The sequence below is a fragment of the Aquimarina sp. MMG015 genome, assembly GCF_018100855.1.
In the GTDB taxonomy this organism is placed as follows: domain Bacteria; phylum Bacteroidota; class Bacteroidia; order Flavobacteriales; family Flavobacteriaceae; genus Aquimarina; species Aquimarina latercula.
The window spans coordinates 290,487-309,193 of sequence record NZ_JAGJEB010000007.1 but is presented as its reverse complement, the minus strand read 5'-3'; the positions used below and the strand labels follow the sequence as shown (position 1 = coordinate 309,193).

At 31.5% G+C, this 18,707-nt stretch carries 21 protein-coding genes; 5 read left to right on the top strand and 16 right to left on the bottom strand.

What is annotated here, in order from left to right; translation table 11 throughout:
• Window positions 1-65: 65 nt before the first annotated feature.
• From J8L88_RS15510 to J8L88_RS15495, 4 genes are all read right to left on the bottom strand, one after another.
• Complete coding sequence (locus tag J8L88_RS15510; protein ID WP_247666491.1) at window positions 66-1,955, bottom strand: OstA-like protein; 1,890 nt, start codon at window positions 1,953-1,955, stop codon at window positions 66-68.
• 278 nt (window positions 1,956-2,233) lie between these two features.
• The gene (fabV, locus tag J8L88_RS15505; protein ID WP_118385442.1) at window positions 2,234-3,427 is read right to left on the bottom strand and encodes an enoyl-ACP reductase FabV; all 1,194 of its coding nucleotides are present in this window, start codon (window positions 3,425-3,427) and stop codon (window positions 2,234-2,236) included.
• Between the two features lie 274 nt (window positions 3,428-3,701).
• Window positions 3,702-4,010: a hypothetical protein gene (locus tag J8L88_RS15500; RefSeq protein WP_233557527.1), complete on the bottom strand. Its 309-nt coding sequence runs from the start codon at window positions 4,008-4,010 to the stop codon at window positions 3,702-3,704.
• Window positions 4,011-4,021: 11 nt separating this feature from the next.
• Entirely contained in the window at window positions 4,022-4,642 is a 621-nt protein-coding gene (locus J8L88_RS15495; protein ID WP_211061182.1) for a trimeric intracellular cation channel family protein, read from the bottom strand.
• 171 nt (window positions 4,643-4,813) lie between these two features.
• Here J8L88_RS15495 and trxB point away from each other — a divergent pair, with 171 nt between their 5' ends.
• Complete coding sequence (trxB, locus tag J8L88_RS15490; protein ID WP_118385444.1) at window positions 4,814-5,782, top strand: thioredoxin-disulfide reductase; 969 nt, start codon at window positions 4,814-4,816, stop codon at window positions 5,780-5,782.
• A 66-nt stretch (window positions 5,783-5,848) separates the two neighbouring features.
• On the opposite strand, the gene J8L88_RS15485 is transcribed toward trxB, so the two are convergent.
• The 8 genes from J8L88_RS15485 to J8L88_RS15450 all read right to left on the bottom strand — a co-directional run bounded on the left by J8L88_RS15485 (window position 5,849) and on the right by J8L88_RS15450 (window position 12,341).
• Window positions 5,849-6,706 carry a GIN domain-containing protein gene (locus tag J8L88_RS15485; protein ID WP_162897313.1) on the bottom strand — a complete coding sequence of 286 codons (858 nt, stop codon included), beginning with the start codon at window positions 6,704-6,706 and terminating at the stop codon, window positions 5,849-5,851.
• A 217-nt stretch (window positions 6,707-6,923) separates the two neighbouring features.
• Window positions 6,924-7,700 (bottom strand): DUF4440 domain-containing protein, encoded by a 777-nt coding sequence (locus tag J8L88_RS15480; RefSeq protein ID WP_158594422.1) that lies wholly within the window; start codon window positions 7,698-7,700, stop codon window positions 6,924-6,926.
• 20 nt (window positions 7,701-7,720) lie between these two features.
• On the bottom strand, window positions 7,721-8,269 hold the full coding sequence (locus J8L88_RS15475) for a hypothetical protein (protein ID WP_118385447.1): 549 nt from the start codon (window positions 8,267-8,269) through the stop codon (window positions 7,721-7,723).
• 153 nt (window positions 8,270-8,422) lie between these two features.
• Complete coding sequence (locus J8L88_RS15470; RefSeq protein ID WP_118385448.1) at window positions 8,423-9,142, bottom strand: head GIN domain-containing protein; 720 nt, start codon at window positions 9,140-9,142, stop codon at window positions 8,423-8,425.
• A gap of 46 nt (window positions 9,143-9,188) precedes the next feature.
• Complete coding sequence (locus J8L88_RS15465; protein ID WP_027392198.1) at window positions 9,189-10,949, bottom strand: PspC domain-containing protein; 1,761 nt, start codon at window positions 10,947-10,949, stop codon at window positions 9,189-9,191.
• Window positions 10,946-11,287, bottom strand: coding sequence for a PadR family transcriptional regulator (locus J8L88_RS15460; RefSeq protein WP_027392197.1), 342 nt, complete (start codon window positions 11,285-11,287; stop codon window positions 10,946-10,948). Before J8L88_RS15460 ends, J8L88_RS15465 begins: the two co-directional genes overlap by 4 nt.
• Window positions 11,288-11,347: 60 nt before the next feature.
• A complete protein-coding gene (locus J8L88_RS15455) occupies window positions 11,348-11,881 on the bottom strand; it encodes a hypothetical protein (RefSeq protein ID WP_027392196.1) in 534 nt (177 codons plus the stop codon).
• A 7-nt stretch (window positions 11,882-11,888) separates the two neighbouring features.
• On the bottom strand, window positions 11,889-12,341 hold the full coding sequence (locus tag J8L88_RS15450; protein ID WP_027392195.1) for a DUF4870 domain-containing protein: 453 nt from the start codon (window positions 12,339-12,341) through the stop codon (window positions 11,889-11,891).
• Between the two features lie 155 nt (window positions 12,342-12,496).
• Here J8L88_RS15450 and J8L88_RS15445 point away from each other — a divergent pair, with 155 nt between their 5' ends.
• The 3 genes from J8L88_RS15445 (at window position 12,497) to J8L88_RS15435 (ending at window position 14,206) form a co-directional block, all read left to right on the top strand.
• Window positions 12,497-12,955 (top strand): DUF4442 domain-containing protein, encoded by a 459-nt coding sequence (locus J8L88_RS15445; RefSeq protein ID WP_211061222.1) that lies wholly within the window; start codon window positions 12,497-12,499, stop codon window positions 12,953-12,955.
• Between the two features lie 120 nt (window positions 12,956-13,075).
• A complete protein-coding gene (locus J8L88_RS15440) occupies window positions 13,076-13,876 on the top strand; it encodes a TIGR00266 family protein (RefSeq protein ID WP_211061181.1) in 801 nt (266 codons plus the stop codon).
• 132 nt (window positions 13,877-14,008) lie between these two features.
• Window positions 14,009-14,206 carry a hypothetical protein gene (locus J8L88_RS15435; RefSeq protein ID WP_027392192.1) on the top strand — a complete coding sequence of 66 codons (198 nt, stop codon included), beginning with the start codon at window positions 14,009-14,011 and terminating at the stop codon, window positions 14,204-14,206.
• 18 nt (window positions 14,207-14,224) lie between these two features.
• Here the strand turns inward: J8L88_RS15435 and J8L88_RS15430 are convergent, their stop codons facing one another.
• Window positions 14,225-15,175 (bottom strand): LysR family transcriptional regulator, encoded by a 951-nt coding sequence (locus tag J8L88_RS15430; RefSeq protein ID WP_027392191.1) that lies wholly within the window; start codon window positions 15,173-15,175, stop codon window positions 14,225-14,227.
• A 163-nt stretch (window positions 15,176-15,338) separates the two neighbouring features.
• Between J8L88_RS15430 and J8L88_RS15425 the strand changes: the two genes are divergently transcribed.
• A complete protein-coding gene (locus J8L88_RS15425) occupies window positions 15,339-15,638 on the top strand; it encodes a hypothetical protein (RefSeq protein ID WP_091408518.1) in 300 nt (99 codons plus the stop codon).
• Window positions 15,639-15,724: 86 nt separating this feature from the next.
• Here the strand turns inward: J8L88_RS15425 and J8L88_RS15420 are convergent, their stop codons facing one another.
• The 3 genes from J8L88_RS15420 to J8L88_RS15410 form a co-directional block, all read right to left on the bottom strand.
• Window positions 15,725-16,144 carry a DUF2141 domain-containing protein gene (locus J8L88_RS15420; RefSeq protein ID WP_027392189.1) on the bottom strand — a complete coding sequence of 140 codons (420 nt, stop codon included), beginning with the start codon at window positions 16,142-16,144 and terminating at the stop codon, window positions 15,725-15,727.
• Between the two features lie 135 nt (window positions 16,145-16,279).
• A complete protein-coding gene (locus tag J8L88_RS15415; RefSeq protein ID WP_211061221.1) occupies window positions 16,280-17,611 on the bottom strand; it encodes a DUF58 domain-containing protein in 1,332 nt (443 codons plus the stop codon).
• A 5-nt stretch (window positions 17,612-17,616) separates the two neighbouring features.
• Window positions 17,617-18,693 (bottom strand): MoxR family ATPase, encoded by a 1,077-nt coding sequence (locus tag J8L88_RS15410; RefSeq protein WP_118385453.1) that lies wholly within the window; start codon window positions 18,691-18,693, stop codon window positions 17,617-17,619.
• Window positions 18,694-18,707: the final 14 nt, after the last annotated feature.

The following is an 18,707-nucleotide window of genomic DNA, read 5'->3' as shown; positions in this document are numbered from 1 at the left end:
ATATGAAGTTTTCGATAGCTTATTTTAATGTTTAAAAAAAAGAAAAGATTTAAAAAGAATCTTGTTTATTTCTTTTCTTGAATACTATCTAAAGTCTTTTTGTTTTTTAACGTTGTTACTGTAATGCTATCTCGTTGTCTTGCCGTACGATTAAGATCATGGTCCACAAAAGCTACCTTTTTTGGTAATTCTTTTTTAGAAGTTGTATCATTTTTCTTTTTGGCTTTTGTGTTTTCCTTAGTCTTTTTCTTGGGTTTTAGAATTTCATCCAACTCTTCATTAGTTTCCTTTAATTCTGCGTCTTCAAGTTTTTGCTCTAATAGTCGAGAACCTTCGGATTTGTTTTCTTCTAGACGCTTTATAGTTTCTTCATCAAAGAAGTCATCATCTTCTACAGGAAGTGGTATCCCTGTTATTTTCGTCAACTTGGGAGGTGTTTCTCCTCTAAAAAGATCCTTCTTACTAAGTATTTGTTCTTCTCCTCTCCATTTAAAACCAGATAGTTCCCTAGCATTTTCAGGCAAATCAATTTCTCTATACAATGTTCCGTCTACATTTTGATAATAGTAGACATCTACAATTTCTCGTTGTTCTAGTAGTAATTTTATCGAGCTCGATAATACTTTATTAATACCAATCAGTTTAAGTTCTCCTTCACTTTCTCTTTGATAAAATATAGTTTCTGTATTCTTATCAATATCTACTTGATAAATTTCATTGTCTTTAAATAATCCATATAACGTTTGACCTTTCACCTGATTATACCCAGCTTTTAGGGTGTCTTCTTGGACTAAAAATGCATTTTGATACACAACAAGTGAATCAAGTTTTTCAGTTTCAGTATTTGATATAATCTTTATAGTATCACCGGTCATTTGATTTCGCTGAGACCAAATAATAGGTTTACCTACCATTTTAGTATATCCAGTGGTTTGATCTACATTAATAGAATCACTCTTACCACTCATATTACTTTTAAAAATTCGAACATCATAAAAACCATTCATAATTCTACGTTCTGGTTTCCCTGTAACCATTAACGTGTCACTGTGAATATAAATCGAGTCTTTTTCCTGTAGGGTGGATGCTAATGCTCTTTTTGTGATAAAAACAGAATCTTTGTCCTTAAAAACTTCTGCATAATGGCCTGTAATAATCGAATTATTGGCAGTGTCTAATACTTTAATGTTATTCGTGGCTGATGCAAATTGGATGGCACTATTATAAAATATACTATCACCAAAAACAGTTCGATTATCATAATCAATACGAGCATTTTTTATCGCATATCCAGTCTTTACTTTAGTATCATAAAAACCGCGCTCACAATAGAGTGTACTTTCTTCTCCTTTTACTGTAGATGGTCCGTATAAATATGCATGACCGTTATCTGTATAATAATCCAAACGATCAGAATCTACCGTATTTTCTGGGTTAACAATTTTTACTTTTGTATTAAATGAATATTGTTTTCTGTCCATAAAATACCTTCCTATTTTACTAGTAAGGGTATTAGAAGAATCTTTTACTGTTCCTCCACTTCTGTAATAAGCTTGCTGACGTAATCGATCAAAAAATAGTGTATCTGTTGTTAATGTATTCGATGGGGTTTCTAAAAAGACTTTTTCTCTCGCATATGCAAATTTACTATTACCATTATATTCAGCATAAGCGCTTGTCATAGTAAGCGTATCTCCTTGTTTCATTTTTACATTGCCAAAAGCTCTTACAAACTTATCTTCTCCATAATGAACGGCTTGATCACACCAAATTTCAATGCCTTCGTGTTCAATATAAACTTGTTTTTTTACTTTGGCAAGAATCGTTGCACCGGGAAAACGTTCTTCGTTTTTAATGGTACGATCTGATTGAACCTTGATTTTTTTACCTTCTTGAGCAAACGAGATAGTGCAAAAAAGCAATATAAAAGCTATATAGAAAAATGTGTTTTTCAAGTATCTGTAATTTGTCTGCAAAATAACGAAAATTGTATGTAATGATTGTATCGGTTCATGCATAAATACTTAAGCAATGAAGTTTTGTTGCATTTTTGATCTAAAATCAATGAATCATTATAATTTTCTGCTAATGGTTATTAAGTTTAACTAGAGTATAATTTAGAGAAAAGGATTTTCGCAAAACAGAAGTTATTAGCCTTTTAATACTATAAACGAAAAATCCCTTATTACCGCACGTAACAAGGGATCTATACTTTACTAAGAATAAAGTTAAATTAAGATTGTAATCCTGGAATTTCAACAACTTCATTTACATCTTTGGTATAATCGATTCCAGCTACTTTAAACCCAAATAAGTTAAAGAAATCATTACTGTATCCTTCTAAATCACCAATAGTTGATAACGTTTCTGTGGTGGCACTATCCCAAAGCTCTTTTATCTTTGCTTGAATATCTTCGCGCATTTCCCAATCATCGACTCGTATTCTGCCTTTGTCATCGGTAGCGATTTCATTGTTGTTATATAATCGATCTGCAAACAAACGTTGCATTTGCTCTATACATCCTTCATGAACATTATTTTCTTTCATTATTTTGTATAATAAAGAAATGTATAGAGGAATAACAGGAATAGCTGAACTAGCTTGTGTTACTAGCGCTTTATTTACAGAAACATATGCTTTTCCGTTTATATCAGCAAGAGAATCAGTAATATCAAATGCTGTTGCTTCTAAATGATCTTTGGCTCGACCAATAGTTCCTTTTCTATATACAGGTTCAGTTAACTTAGGACCAATATAAGAATAGGCAATTGTTTTAGCTTCTGGAGCTAATAAATTTTCTTTTTGCAAAGCATCAATCCAGAACTTCCAATCTTCTCCCCCCATAACTGTCACTGTATTTTCTATGTCTTCTTCAGTAGCAGGTTCTATGGATACTTGAGATATATTTCCGGTATGGAAATCTACAGTTTTATTTGTGTAAGAATCTCCAATAGGTTTTAAAGAGGATTTATGTTTTACTCCAGTTTCTGGATGTACTCTTACAGGAGAAGCTAAACTATAAATTACTAAATCAATTTGGCCTAGATCTTTCTTGATAAGAGCGATGGTTTGCTCTTTTATCTCATTAGAAAATGCATCTCCATTAATACTTTTGGCATATAATCCGGCTTCATGCGCTTGTGTCTCGAATGCAGCAGTATTATACCATCCTGGAGAGGCTGGTCTATTTGTTTTAGGTGGTTTTTCTAAAAAAACTCCTATTGTAGCAGCGTTAGAACCAAAAGCACTAGTAATTCTTGAAGCAAGACCAAACCCGGTAGATGCTCCTATAACTAGTACATTTTTTGGACCTTCAATAGATCCTTTAGATTTAATATAATTGATTTGATTTAGTACATTTTGTTCACATCCTTTAGGATGTGCTGTCAAGCAGATAAAACCGCGAGTTCTTGGTTCGATAATCATTGTGTAATGTCTTTTCTGAGTGTACGAACATAGCCTAAAAAGAGTCGATTTCCAAGTAAAAGAACAGGAGATTGAATAATTTTTGAAATTCAATAACTATCCAGTAAAATCCATGAAAGTATTTTTAAAAATGTATATTGATACATAGTTGAAAAATATGTGTTAATATTTACGAAAAAGGTAGTGAATCAGGTGGTAAATAATTCATTTTATCCTCTTTAGAGTTGAAAATATCGAAACTATAATGAGCATTTACTAATTCTTTAAAGTTGTTCTATAAATCGGGAAATTCCGTAATGAATCCTTTAAAATTATTCGATTTAGATTTTTGTATGTAGTGGTTTACAATGTTAACTGCTGCAATCGTCAATGTTCTATTAAACTTATCGGTTGCATTTAATTTAGTCACATATGATAAAATATGATTAGAAATTTTTTTACAGGCTGTATCTGCATCACTAAAACTTATGTATATCCAAGCTAGTCTTAGGTGTGCTTCATGATTGAATAAAGAAGGGTTCAGAGTGCCTTCTTTGAATAATCGTATAAATTCTAAATCATCTAAATCAAAATGCGTCTTCATTTTTAATGATATTAGCTTTTATGGTTTTTTACCGTAAACATTGGTAATGCAACTTGGTATTTTACTACAATTAGTCGAATAATAATAATTAATAAGGTTGTAATTATATATATAAGATTAATTGGAGTGTTCAGTGTATATAAAATCATAAAACATATTCCTCCGGCAATAGATGCAGTTGCATAAATTTCCTTTCTAAAAATCACCGGTATTTCATTACATAGTATATCTCTGATAACACCTCCAAAACATCCTGTCATGGCTCCTAAAGCTATAGAAATAATAGGAGCTAAATTGGTCTGTATCCCTGTTTCTACACCGATGATTGTGAAAATACCTAATCCTATGGTATCAAATAAGAAGAGGGATTTTTTTAAATAATTTAATTTATTTCTAAATATAATAGAGAGCATAGTTACTCCTCCAATTAAATACAAGTTTACAGTGTTTTGCATCCAGGATACAGGTGTTGCACTAATTAACACATCCCTTAGAGTTCCACCACCAATAGCGGTGACAAATGCAATAATAAAGATTCCAAACAGATCGAATCTTCTATTCATCGCACTTAAAGCTCCAGAAATAGCAAAAGCAATAGTTCCTAAAATATCCAAAGTATCGAAAAGTGTCATTTTCTTTTATTTTGGAATAAAAGTAGGGTATCTAATTGAAATTATGATTTTTCGGATTCATCTTTCTGATGATTATCTAGGATATCTATATATGAATAACAATTCTTAATAACTTTAGTGTAAGGTTTATCATCAAATTGCTACTTTTACATCAGTTAAATAGAAAAGATTATGTCAGATACTATAGAAAGAATAAAATGCCTTATTATAGGTTCAGGACCTGCAGGTTATACTGCAGCAATATATGCAGCCAGAGCAGATTTAAAACCAATTATGTACACTGGTATGGAACCAGGAGGTCAGTTAACTACTACGACTGAGGTAGATAATTTTCCGGGATATCCTGAGGGAATCGATGGACCTACAATGATGGTGCAATTACAGCAACAAGCCGAGCGTTTTGGAACTGAAGTCCGAATAGGGATGGTTACTTCTGTCGAATTTAGTAAAGAAGTAGGAGGTATTCATAAAGTTACAGTTGATAATACGAAAGAGATCGAAGCAGAAGCTGTAATAATATCTACTGGTGCCACTGCTAAATATTTAGGTTTGCCTAGCGAACAGAAATTACGTGGAGGTGGAGTTTCTGCCTGTGCAGTTTGTGATGGATTCTTTTATAAAGGACAAGATGTTGCTATTGTAGGAGCTGGTGATACTGCAGCAGAAGAGGCTACTTATTTGGCTAATATTTGCTCTAGTGTTACGATGCTTGTGCGTAAAGATTATATGAGAGCTTCGAAAGCTATGCAACATCGTGTAAATAATACTCCAAATCTTAAAGTGCTTTATAATACAGAAGTTGATGAGGTGATAGGAGATCAGGTAGTAGATGGTCTGCGTATGGTAAACAATCAAACTGGAGATAAGTCTGAAATTTCAATAACAGGATTGTTTATAGCTATTGGTCATAAACCTAATACTGATATTTTTAAAGATCAGATTGATATGGATGATACTGGATATATTATTACAGAAGGTAAGTCTACAAAAACGAATATTCCTGGAGTATTTGCTTCTGGAGATGTTCAGGATAAAGAATATAGACAAGCGGTTACTGCTGCAGGTACTGGTTGTATGGCAGCATTGGATGCAGAAAGGTATCTTGCTACAATAGAAACTAGTGAAGAAGTTTCTGCGTAAATAATAGTATATCGATACGATAAAAAACACCTGATATGTATTTAATACATATCAGGTGTTTTTTTATTATAGTTTTAGTAAACCAGGACTATAATCTATTTTTTTCTTGTACAATATAGCTTCATTAGTAAATACAGGGATATTGATTTTTGGTTCTCCAAGAAGGTAAATCTCTGAATCATCCTTGGCTTCAATAGTAATTTCTTCATTGGCTATTAAATAACAATCGGTAGAACCTTCAGCAATTATTGAAGTTTTTTCTGTGATTAATTTTTCACCATAGAAATCAGTATTTCCATCGGCTCTTAATAGCATCGAAGTTACTTTCCCTTCTAATTTTGCATATCCTTTTTGATATAAGTCTATTTTTAGGCTATCTGCTTCTACGATACCTTTAAGTTCAGAGTCATCATTTACTTGATAAAAAGCTTCATTTGCATTTATATGTAAATCAACATTAGATTTGCCATTTGTAATACTACTTGTTTTATCAGCTTCAATACTTAGAAACATCTCAGAATCATCATTACTTTCGATTCTTATGTTTGAAGCTTTTATTAAAGAAGTAGATTTAAGTTGTACTTTATTAAAAGATACTATCTTTTTTAAATCTTGAGCATAACTGATTTTAATATTAAGTGCTTTTGAGCGTTTGATCCTTTTATCAGACTTAATATTTAAGATGCTATCTTGTACAGTTATATTGATTACTTCCTGTAAATTACTATCTGCCTCAATAGATATTATATTATCACTGTCTTCTTGTAATGTTACTTCAAAATTATCATTGAGTTGTATGGTATGAAAGGCATCTACCGATTTTTGCTCCGTAACAACAATTTTGTTCCCTTTTATTTTTTCTTTCTGAGCATGTATATTTCCTAAGCTAATAATAAATAATGCAATAAGCATCCAAGTTCTCATAGTGTGAAAGTTTTTATTTTTAAACTTTAATTTTTTCATTTCAGTATAATTAATTTGCTAAAATTATCCGTGCAAATCATATTTGTACTATAAAGATAATTTTACAAATGGACATATTCCAAAAGGCGTACCAAAAAAATAACCTCTATGGGATTAGAGGCTTTTTTTTTCTACCAAATGCAAAAAAAAGTTTAACAAGGCAATGTTATTTAAGGTATTATTTTACTTTTTTCGCTTCTTCTACTATTTTACCATTTTCGCGTACAATCATTTTTGAGACTACACTGTTCTTGTCTTGTATAAACTCAAAGGTGAGAGGGCTTTGTTTATGAAAAAATAAATTTTCTGTTTGCGGGTATACTATTGCGTTCATTTTGCCAGCATTTACTTCTAAATGTTGCTCTTCTTTGGTAATAATTACTGTTCCCGTTTGTGGCGCTTGGTAGGTTCCTATATATTTATTTAAGATATTATCTGATAAGGAAATTTCTTTTTTGTCTGTATTTTGTGGCGCTGGTTGGTGATCGTAACTAAGAACTCTAGTCATTTTCCATTGTTCATTTTTATGTTGCCAAACGTGAGTGAATTTAGCTATTTCAACAAGTTTTTCTTTTTTATCTTTTTCTGAAACATAAAAAACGTGTTCTCCAGTAATAATTGCACCATAATTATTTAGAGGATATACCTGTACACTACCTTCTACAACTTCTCTGCGAACTCTTGGGTTTTCTGGATTGCATAATCCATTTTCTACACTGGACATCATTTTAGTAAGTCCAGAAGTAAGCCCTCCTTTATCGTGATAAAACTCAAAATCTTCTACAAAAAAAGTTTTAAATGTAGTAATGTCACAAGTGTTATATGATTTCCAGAATTTTTTATCTAGCTCTAGAATTGTTTCTTCTAATGAAGAATTATTTTGTGCGGTTAGAAGTGAAGGAATTAACGCTATAAATAAAAGTTTATGAGTTTTACTTAAAATTGTTTTTAACATGATAGTTCGTTTTTGATTGATTAATTTTTTTGATTGATTTTTTGGAGTATAATTGGGATCCATTTTCTAAAAATGGTCCATATCATAAATGATATTATTATGAGAACTAAACCGATACCTATTGGTAAGATCCCTCCAAAAGTATAGGTAAGTCCAAGTATAAAACCCAGTAAATTTCCTGGAAGATATATTGGAATGAAAAAAGCTAGAATAATTGGCGTCCAAATAGCATATTGTAAAATGTTTTCTAACCTTAATTCCCATAATAAAGCTATTAATATTCCGAAAACTAATCCTCCAATAAAACCCTTTGCGATTTTTGATAAGCTGTAGGTAATTGAGTTTTTATTATGTAGCCACTTACTTAAGGAAATCAAAATCCAACTTAGTAAGGGGATTGATAATAATCCCCACCAATTTGATATTCCAGGTAAATCTTCTCGGGCTAATAGATGATGTGTCGTTACCCCATTATTATAATGATATTCCCAAAAGATATGAAGCCCAACTAATGATGTAACAAGAATAATGAATGGTAATTTGTTCTGAATTACTTTTTGTGTGATCATTTTTTGATTTTTAAAATGATGAAAAGAAAAAACCACCCAAAAAGCATAAATATCTAAATAACTTGTCTGTCAACAATGGAAGCTTTTCAGGTGGTTCGATTTTTGGTTGGTTGGTGGTTGGTCTGTGGTTGAATTTATTGGTTATATATTTGTTTAATTTCTTTTTACGTTTCCTCCAGAATTTTCTACTTCATCAACTTTTCCAGGTTCTCCATAGTAATTAATATTAGCACCACTAGTTGCTTTTCCTGTAAATTGATCTTTAGCATGGATTCTAATCATTGCACCACTAGTAGCTTTTGCTTCTGATACTAAACTTAATAATTCACTAGCTCTAATATCAGCACCACTAGTTGCGCTTGCATTATGGTTGTTTACTTTTCCGGATAGATCCATCATTGCTCCACTGGTTACAGATGTAGTAAGCGTTTCCGCTTTTACTTTTAGTTCAATATCTGCACCACTTGTTGCACTAATTGCAAGGTCTTTTTGTACAACTGCTCCTTGAGATGTTACTTTAGAACCACTAGTAGCAGATATTTTTCCTAGTTTATCATATGATACATATACTGTTTTCTCGTCTGCTTGATAAATGTTTTTGTCAGAAGTGATATATAGTGTCTCGCCTTCTACATATACCTCTATATGCTGATGTAAATTTTCATTAGCTTCAATGATTACTTTTCTATCTTTTTTATTCGTTAAAACTACATCTAAACCTCGACTTGATTTGATAGTATCAAAGTTTTCGTTAATGGTCTTTTCTTTTTTAATTACATCTCCCTGACCTCTAACTCCATTAAAGGCTATGTTACAAGAACAACATAATGCAGATAAGCATATGGTTACTATTATTTTAGCTAGTGTTGTCATAATTTAAGTGATTTAATTTGTTAAACTGTTCGTTTTTTGATTGTTACTAATTATCGGTTTTGATTTTTATTCCGTTCTCGTCAATTTTTATATCTACTTCTTCACTTTTGATTTGTACTCCATCTTCGTCAATCTTAAGATTTGCATTGTCATCATCAGAGTTGATATTAATTTTTACTCCGTCATCAGAATCCTTATCATCTTCTTCCCATTCATTGTATTCCCATTCATCCTTTGGACAGTCTAGACAACTAAGTTTTCCATCTATTAGTTTTAGATATTTACCTTCTTTACCATCAATAGTTAGATAATCGTTATATTTCCAAGAGTTATTAAAACCAGAGGTATTATCATCTGCATATATTGTCATCCCTTCGGGTATAGAAATTATGATTTCAACTTCTTGATCATTGTACTTATTTGTGTAATCAGTGATAGCATACCCGTCTAATAATAAGGTGTTCCCTTTTATGTCATAATTATACTTGATTGCAGCAGCTCTTTCTTTTGCTCCATCATAACTACTTCCTTCTGCATTTTTTCTAATAATTAATTTTGGTGTTGAATCCTCTCTGTTTTCTTTAATCAAAACTTCTACATCCTGAATTACAATCACCTTATTATCATTTTCATCTCTTTTTATTTTAAAATCATTTCTGTGATATAAACCTCTTACATATCTGTTGTTTCCAACCATTTTTATAGTTAAAGTGTCGTTTGATTGTATGTTTAAGTTTCTCGAATCTTCGATTACTTCAGCATCATAAGCTTCTTGAGTAGCTTGACGAATCCCTACTACGGTTAATCCTATTACAGATAGAATCCAAACAGCTAAAAGAGCTAACTTGGCTGGTGTACCTATTGATTTTAGATTATTGATTACAATTTTTAATCCTAAAATGAATAAAAAGAAAAATGGAATACCTACTGCAAATAATGTAAGTAATGATACCAACCATAAAGGAATATTAGGATGATTGACAACATCAATATATTCAGTAAATGGTGTTTCTATAAATCCAAAAGTACCAACAGTAAATAAGCTAATAAAAAGACTTATTAAAGTAATACCTGCAACTATTATAAGTAATACACCTATAAATTTTACGAATATTTTTAATACTACTAATAGTACATCTCCAAGGGCGTCAAAGAAACTAGTAGATCCACTTTTTACTTTATCACTATATTTTTGATAATCTACGTCTTTAACTTTATCTGCAACATCATTAAATCCTTCCTTGATTTTTTTTTCAATGTTACTGATATTTACTGCCTCACCTTTCATAGCTAGGTAATCTGCAGTACTTTTTGCTTCTGGTACAAAAATCCAAAATGCTATATATATAAGAATAAATGCACCACTAGAGAATACAGTAAATAATATCCATGCGATTCTTAACCAAATAGGATCTATACCTAGGTAATGACTTAACCCGGAACTTACACCTCCTACATACGAGTTAGAAGTATCTCTGAATAATTGTTTAGACTTGGTAGTTCTTTGATATGATGATTTTGGTTCATCTTCAAAAATTTCTTCATCCAATCTATAATCTTCGGGTTGCCCCATTACTTCGATTACTTCATCAACTTCTTTGATGCCTATTACTTGTCTTTCATCTTTTATTTTTTCACTGAAAAGTTCTGCTATTCTAGCTTCGATATCAGCGATAATTTCATCTCTACCTTGAGAGTCGGTAAACGAACGTTTTATCGCCTGAATATAGCGCTGCAGCTTTAAGTAAGCGTCTTCATCGATATGAAAAAATATGCCTGCTAAATTTATATTGACTGTCTTGTTCATTTTTGTTTCTTTTTTTGTTTAGTAACTATGGTTACTGCATTTTGTAATTCGTCCCAAGTAGTGTTTAATTCTTTAAGAAAAAGTTTTCCTGTTTCTGTAAGTCCATAATATTTACGTGGTGGTCCTGATGTTGACTCCTCCCAGCGATAGCTTAGTAAGCCTGCATTTTTAAGTCTGGTTAGTAGGGGATATATTGTGCCTTCTACAACTAACATCTTTGCATCTTTAAGGGTCTCTAAAATCTCTGCCACATAAGCATCATCGTCCTTAAGAATTGAAAGTATGCAATATTCCAGAACACCTTTGCGCATTTGCGCTTTTGTGTTTTCGATCTTCATAAAACTGATTTTTAAAAAGTTAAACTGTTCATTTTTTGATTAATAATTGATTGATGATTATTATTTAAATAAATATTGATCAGAGAATACAACCCCTGCAATAAATACAGTTGATAAAAGATAATTGATTAAGTTAAATTTTAAATTGTATCTCTGCTCTTTTGATGTTTTAATTACTAATATGAGTAATGTAAAACTTACTAATAATGGTAAAATCCAATATCCTAGACCTAACCAAGCACTAATTCTAGCTTCATCATTAGGATTAAAAATAGATATTATCATAGCTAATACTCTAGAGTAAAAAGCAAAGAATAAAAATGGATACCAATACTCATTATTTGTTTTTTTTATAAAATAGAAAATGACAAAAGCCTGAATTATTGTAAATAATGGACCTGCAGCACTTACTAATTGTTGATGCCAACTATATTGATATTCTCCTTCCTTCAGGAATGCAGAGTTAAGTGTCATTCCCATTTCATATCCTAAAAGTTTCCCAGTGATGAAGTGGGCCAACTCATGAAAAAAGAAGGAGGATACCACAGCTATAGCTGTAATTAAAACATATTTTATATTGATTGATGAGTTCATGTTAAAATTACTTTATAAAGCGTATTGTTAATGGATATTTATATCGCTCACCTTTATTTCCTTTAATCGCAGCAGAGATGATAAAAATGATTTCTAAAAAGAAACCAATTAAAGCAATAACTCCTACAAAAGAAGCGCCTATTAATGTTCTAAATCCACCATCACTAGAAAAGTGAAGATCTAATCCATTATGATTAAAAATATCGAACAAAGAAGCATCTCCAAGTATGTTGAACATAAAAAATGGAAAGGATATCATTCCTAAAATAACAGTGTATAATAAAATACTTAACTGAAAATTGATTGCTTCTTTTCCGTGTTCATCTATAAAATCGGATTTTTCTTTATTGGTAGTCCATAGAAGTATGGGAACAATAAAATTTCCGAATGGAATAAAGTACTTAGTGAACACCCCTAAGTGCATAAATGTTGCGATGTTATTATGGTTGTTAGTTGACATTTTTTTAAAGTATATAATAGTTTCTTATACAAATATATGGTTAAAAGAAGGTATTATGCAAAACATAGTACCATATTTTAACATAATTTTATGATTTAAAGCAATTTTGTATGTCCATTCTTTTTCAATATTTTAGAGCAATTAAATATCCTATTATGAAGATTACACCAGGAAAAATTAACACCTTCACAATGTTTAAGTTACCCTCTGCTTGGCTCTGTGGTGTTCGTGTAAAACAAATTAGTGAGTCTAGTTGTACCGTTAGCGTTAAGCATAGATGGATGAATCAAAACCCTTTTAATTCTATGTTTTGGGCAGTACAGGGTATGGCTGCAGAGATGAGTACAGGTGCTATGGTTTCTGGTCAGATTAAGGAAAGCGGCAAAAAAATATCGATGTTAGTAGCAAATAATAATGCTACTTTTACAAAAAAAGCTACTGGTAGAATCACATTTATATGTAGTGATGGGCATTTGATTAAAGAGGCGATTCAGAAAACAATAGAAACCGGAGAAGGACAAACTGTATGGATGAAATCTATAGGGACAAATAAACAGGGTATTGAAGTCTCTACATTTAATTTTGAATGGACAATTAGATTAAAAACCAAGTAGGTTTAAGTGTAAAAGGTTATTAATTTTTATTTATTAGATACTAAATTCTGTAACACTTTGTGTTAATCTGTAACTTATATATTGAGACTATTCATTAATCAATAAAATAAATAATTAAATATGACAGCACACGAAATTGACTACGCCATCTATGGAGAAGAAATGCAATATGTGGAAATAGAACTAGATCCTCAAGAAGGAGTGATTGCAGAGGCAGGTAGTTTTATGATGATGGAAGATGGTATCAAGATGGATACTATTTTTGGAGATGGTTCCCAGAAAAATGAAGGGTTTATGGGAAAGATTTTTGGAGCAGGAAAACGCTTACTTACTGGCGAAAGTCTTTTTATGACTGCTTTTTATAATGAAGTTGTGGGGAAGAAGAAAGTGAGTTTTGCTTCTCCGTATCCAGGAAAAATTATTCCTATAGATCTTACAGAATATGGTGGTAAGTTTGTTTGTCAGAAAGATGCATTTCTTTGTGCAGCTAAGGGAGTTTCTGTTGGGATCGAGTTTTCAAGAAAATTAGGAAGAGGCTTATTTGGAGGAGAAGGGTTTATTATGCAAAAGCTAGAAGGAGATGGAATGGCTTTTGTGCATGCAGGCGGCACTACTGCTCGAAAAGAATTACAAGTAGGAGAAACATTGAAAATAGATACTGGCTGTATTATAGGTTTTTCTAAAGGCGTTAACTATGATATAGAAATGGTAAAGGGGATTAAGAATACAATTTTTGGAGGCGAAGGATTGTTTTTTGCAAACTTAACAGGTCCAGGAGTGGTTTATATACAATCTTTACCATTTAGTAGGTTAGCAAATAGAGTGCTAGCATTAGCTCCTAGAGGAGGAGGCAAAAGTAGAGGAGAAGGTAGTATTTTAGGTGGTTTAGGTGATCTTTTAGATGGCGATAACAATTTTTAGTAAAGTTAAATAAGGGTTAAAAGACGGTTTTTTAGTTTTATTTGACTATATTAGTTGTAACAACTTTAAAAACTGTAAGTATTATCCTACAATTACTTGTATTAAACCTAACATTTAAACCCCTATTAATTTATGGCGAGAGCAATGTTTGATTATACCAAGACTGTACTGAAAAAGGTTAGTTTTGATGTAAATCTATTTACAAAGGAAGTAATTAAAGCACTAAACAGATTACTACCGCACGAGATTGAAGAATTAAAACTTTGGATTCAATCTTTGGCACTTAACAAACCAGAGTTAGAACCTTGTTTAATTTATTTAAAATCATAAAATTATAAAAGCGACTTTTTAGTCGCTTTTTATTTTTGATATAGGGCTTATAATCTGAACATTCTGAAAAGTAATTGCTCCTTTTACTACACCAGCGATTGTACTGTGTAGTGCTTCTATAATTTGCATTTTTAACTCACTTTTGTGAAAAATAAGGCTTACTTCTCGAGCTGGAGAAGGTTCGTTAAAAAAATGTAGATTTCCTTTTTCCTTATCATTGATATCCAATGTATGTAGGTAAGGTAATAGTGTCATTCCTAATCCTTCATTAGATAGTTTAACCAATGTTTCGAAACTTCCGCTTTCTAACTGAAAATGATCTTCGTCATAGCTCTTTTGGGTTTTGCATAAGTTTACAATTCCATCTCTAAAGCAATGCCCATCTTCTAACAATAACATGTCGTCTATATCTAGATCAGATATGTCTATTTTATTCTTTTTATTTAATCGATGACTAGGAGGTATATAGCCAACAAAAGGCTCATAGTATAACACACGCTCCTTAATACTTTCATTCTGTAAAGGAGTTGCAGCAATTGCAGCATCAAGATGTCCGTCTTGCAAACGTTCCATAATAGCCTCAGTTGTTAGCTCCTCAATTTTTAGTTTTACTTTTGGATATTTTTTTATGAAATTATGTAAGAACATAGGTAATAAAGTAGGCATTACCGTTGGTATAACTCCTAATTTAAATTCTCCTCCAATAAACCCTTTTTGTTGATCAACTATATCTTGTATTCGTTCACTTTCATTAACTATATTCCTAGCCTGTTGTACTAGTTTTTTACCCACTTCTGTAAGCTCAATTGGCTTTTTACTTCGGTCAAATATTAGGATAGCTAGTTCTTCTTCTAATTTTTGAATTTGCATACTCAATGTAGGTTGAGTAACAAACGTTTTTTCTGCTGCTTTTGTGAAATTTTGATGTTCAGCAACTGCTAATACATATCGTAGCTGTGTAATGGTCATGTTGTTAATTTTGGATGACAAAAATAGGAAAGCTATTGATAAAACTTATTAATGATATACTAAAAATTTGTTTTTTCTATTGAAATTTTTTCAAGAAAATGTTGACCTCTCTCTATTTAACCATACTAAACAATAAAACTTATAATAATTAAAAATTTAACAAATGAAAATAGTAAGTAAATCTTTAGTGATATTGGGATTAAGTATTGGTGCGTTATTAACTTCTTGTTCAGAAGAGGAAATTTTAGAAGATCTTACAGGAGGTTGTATCGCCATTAATGCAATTGAAAATTATAGTGCTGCACTAGAGCGATATGGAAATGACCCTAGTGTAGAAAATTGTGAATCTTTAAAAGCTGCATCTATAGCATATTTGAGTGCATTGGACGATTGTCCACTTATTGAAGATGCTGATTTGGAAGAAGCACTAAGGGATGCTAGTGAAACGAATTGTGAAGATTAATATTTAGTAGTTGTTATATAAAAGGGTTTTACTTATATTATAAAGTAAAACCCTTTTTTCTTGATTGATGAATATGTTAATCTATATTAGAACCTAATTTCTAATTCTAGATCTTCGTTACCTACTTCAAATTTTGCATCACTCCACATTGGTGGTCCATAGCTCATATTGTTGTTAGATACTCCATAACTTTCTTTTGGCATTCCGTTTTCTTCAAAATCCATTCTTTCATTATTATTGGCATCGTGCACACAAGAGATACCATACTCTCCAGTAGGAATATCTGTAAAAGTTATTGTGGCTACACCATTTTTTATTTCGCCTTTTGTTGATTTTATCGGAGCAGCTTTCATAAAAGTAGCTTCATCATATAATCCAAAAAGTACGGCGCCATCAGAACTCGATACATTAGGTACTGTTACTGTGATAGTAATCCCTTTGGTGTCTTGTGCATTAGTTACAAAGTGTATGGCAGTCATTGCTAAAAATAATACTAGAGTTTTCATAAGAGTTTAGTTTTTTGATTTTTATTATTTCGTTTTGATGATTCAAAAGTCTATAAATCTTGAATACTCTTATAAAGTATATCACCCAATTGTAGAATTTAATGGATGAAATGTAAATAGTGTTTGATTGAGGAATTATAAAAGCCCTCTAGCTTTGATCTCTAAATATTTATTAATGGTGTTTACAGTTAAGTCTTCTGGTGATGTCAAAACTGTTTGGATGCCATGCCTTTGTAGTTCTTTTACCATGATTTTTTTATCGTAGGCAAATTGTTGTGCGATAGTTTGATCATAGATAGCTTGGATATCTTCTGCATTCTGGTGTATCAATTGATGTAATTCCGTATTTTCAAAGAAAATAACTACCAATAAGTGTTTTTTTGCTAATGCTTGTAAGTAAGGGAGTTGTCTTTTTAATGCCGAAATATGTTCAAAGTTAGTGTATAATAAAAGTAAGCTACGATGATTAATTTGTCTTTTTACATGGGTGTATAACAATCCAAAATCCGAATCTAAAAACTGGGTTTTAACGTTGTATAATGTTTCTGACACATTATTTATGTAGGTTTTCTTTCTGCTGGCAGGTAAAAAATTATTGACAGAATTAGAGAAAGTAAGCATTCCTACTTTATCATTCTTTTTGAGAGCGATATTAGAAAAAGCTAGTGTGCTATTTACAGCATAATCTAATAAACTTAACTCTTTAAAAGGCATTTTCATTACTCGACTCTCATCAATTATAGAATATATTGGTTGTGATTTTTCATCCTGAAATTGATTGATCATTAGGTTTCCATGCTTGGCAGTTGCTTTCCAGTTTATTGTTCGTACATCATCGCCAATTACATATTCTTTAATCTGTTCAAACTCCATTGTGTGGCCAATACGTCTTATTTTTTTAAGCCCAAATTGAGTTAATTTGTTGTCAATAGCTAAAAAATCATACTTCTTCATTTGTATAAAGGATGGATACACCTTTACCATAGCTGATTTGTCAAAGCTATATCTTTTTTTGACCAAATTGATTTTGGTCATAGTGTAGACATGTAGATGGCCAAAAACATATTCACCTCTTTTAACCGGTCTTAATGAATACTCAAAATCTAAAGTTGACTTTGGAGGTATTACTCCAGTCTTTAGAAAGTCTCTTTTTTGAAATTGGATAGGGATCTCATCTATTATTTCTGTAAATGTTGTAAACGCATAGTTACTTTTAACTCGCACAGGTATTGCATTAAGATCACTATTAGAAAATTTTTCAGGCAACAACCTACTTGCTTCAATACCTTTTTTTGTATTAAATAAAATAACAATATCAAATAAAAAGGTAACTACTAATCCCCATAATAATAACCAAGCTATTGGATACAATACATTGAACCAATAAGATGTTAAAAAAAGCACCGATAGTATAGCGAGTATATAAAATACTCGTGAACTTAGATATAAGGATTTGTAAAATTTGATCACAGTTAACGAGGTATTTCTACTGATTGGATAATCATTTCAATAACATCTTCTGTAGTCATTCCCTCCATTTCACGTTCTGGTGATAATATAATACGGTGTCGTAAAACTGGGTACAAGGATTTTTTAATATCCTCTGGAGTTACAAAATCTCTACCATTAATTGCAGCAAAAGCTTTGGAAGCATTCATTACTGCAATAGAAGCACGTGGCGATCCTCCAAGGTATAGATGAGGATGTGTTCTAGTTTTAGTAACAATTTCTGCTATATATCCTATGATTTTTTCTTCGATAATAACTTCTTGTGTTTTTTTCTTGTATTCTGCAAGTTTTTCAGGAGTCATTACAGAATTTACTAGTTCTAATGGTTTTAATGTCTTTCTTTCGTGATGCGTTTTTAGAATATTTACTTCTTCTTCTAACGACGGATAATCCACTTTGATTTTAAACAAAAAACGATCTAGTTGCGCCTCTGGTAAAGCATATGTTCCTTCTTGCTCGATTGGATTCTGTGTTGCTAGTACCATAAAAGGTGGTTCCATTATATACCTAATACCATCTATAGTAACTTGTCGTTCTTCCATTACTTCAAATAGAGCGGCCTGAGTTTTTGCAGGAGCACGGTTGATCTCATCAATTAAAACCATGTTAGAAAATATTGGCCCTTTTTTGAATTCAAAATCACTAGTTTTCATGTTTAAAACAGAAGTCCCTAATACATCACTTGGCATTAAATCTGGAGTAAATTGAATTCTATTAAAGTTGGTTTCTAAGGTTTTTGCAAACAACTTAGCGGTTACTGTTTTGGCAATTCCAGGGACCCCTTCTATAAGAACATGTCCATTGGATAATAGAGATACAATTAGTAATTCAATAAAATCCTGCTGTCCGATAATAACTTTAGCTAGTTCTGATTTTAGTCTTTCTACTGCTTGTTGTAATTCGCTAAGATCAATACGATTCTCAAAATTTATATTTTCTGAAGTTTTTTCTGTTGGAATAATACTTTCTTGAGTAGCCTCAGAAGGAGTAGTGTTATCGGGAGCTTTTTGAGCATCATTTTGTAACTCTTCGTTTTCCATATGATTTCGTTTTT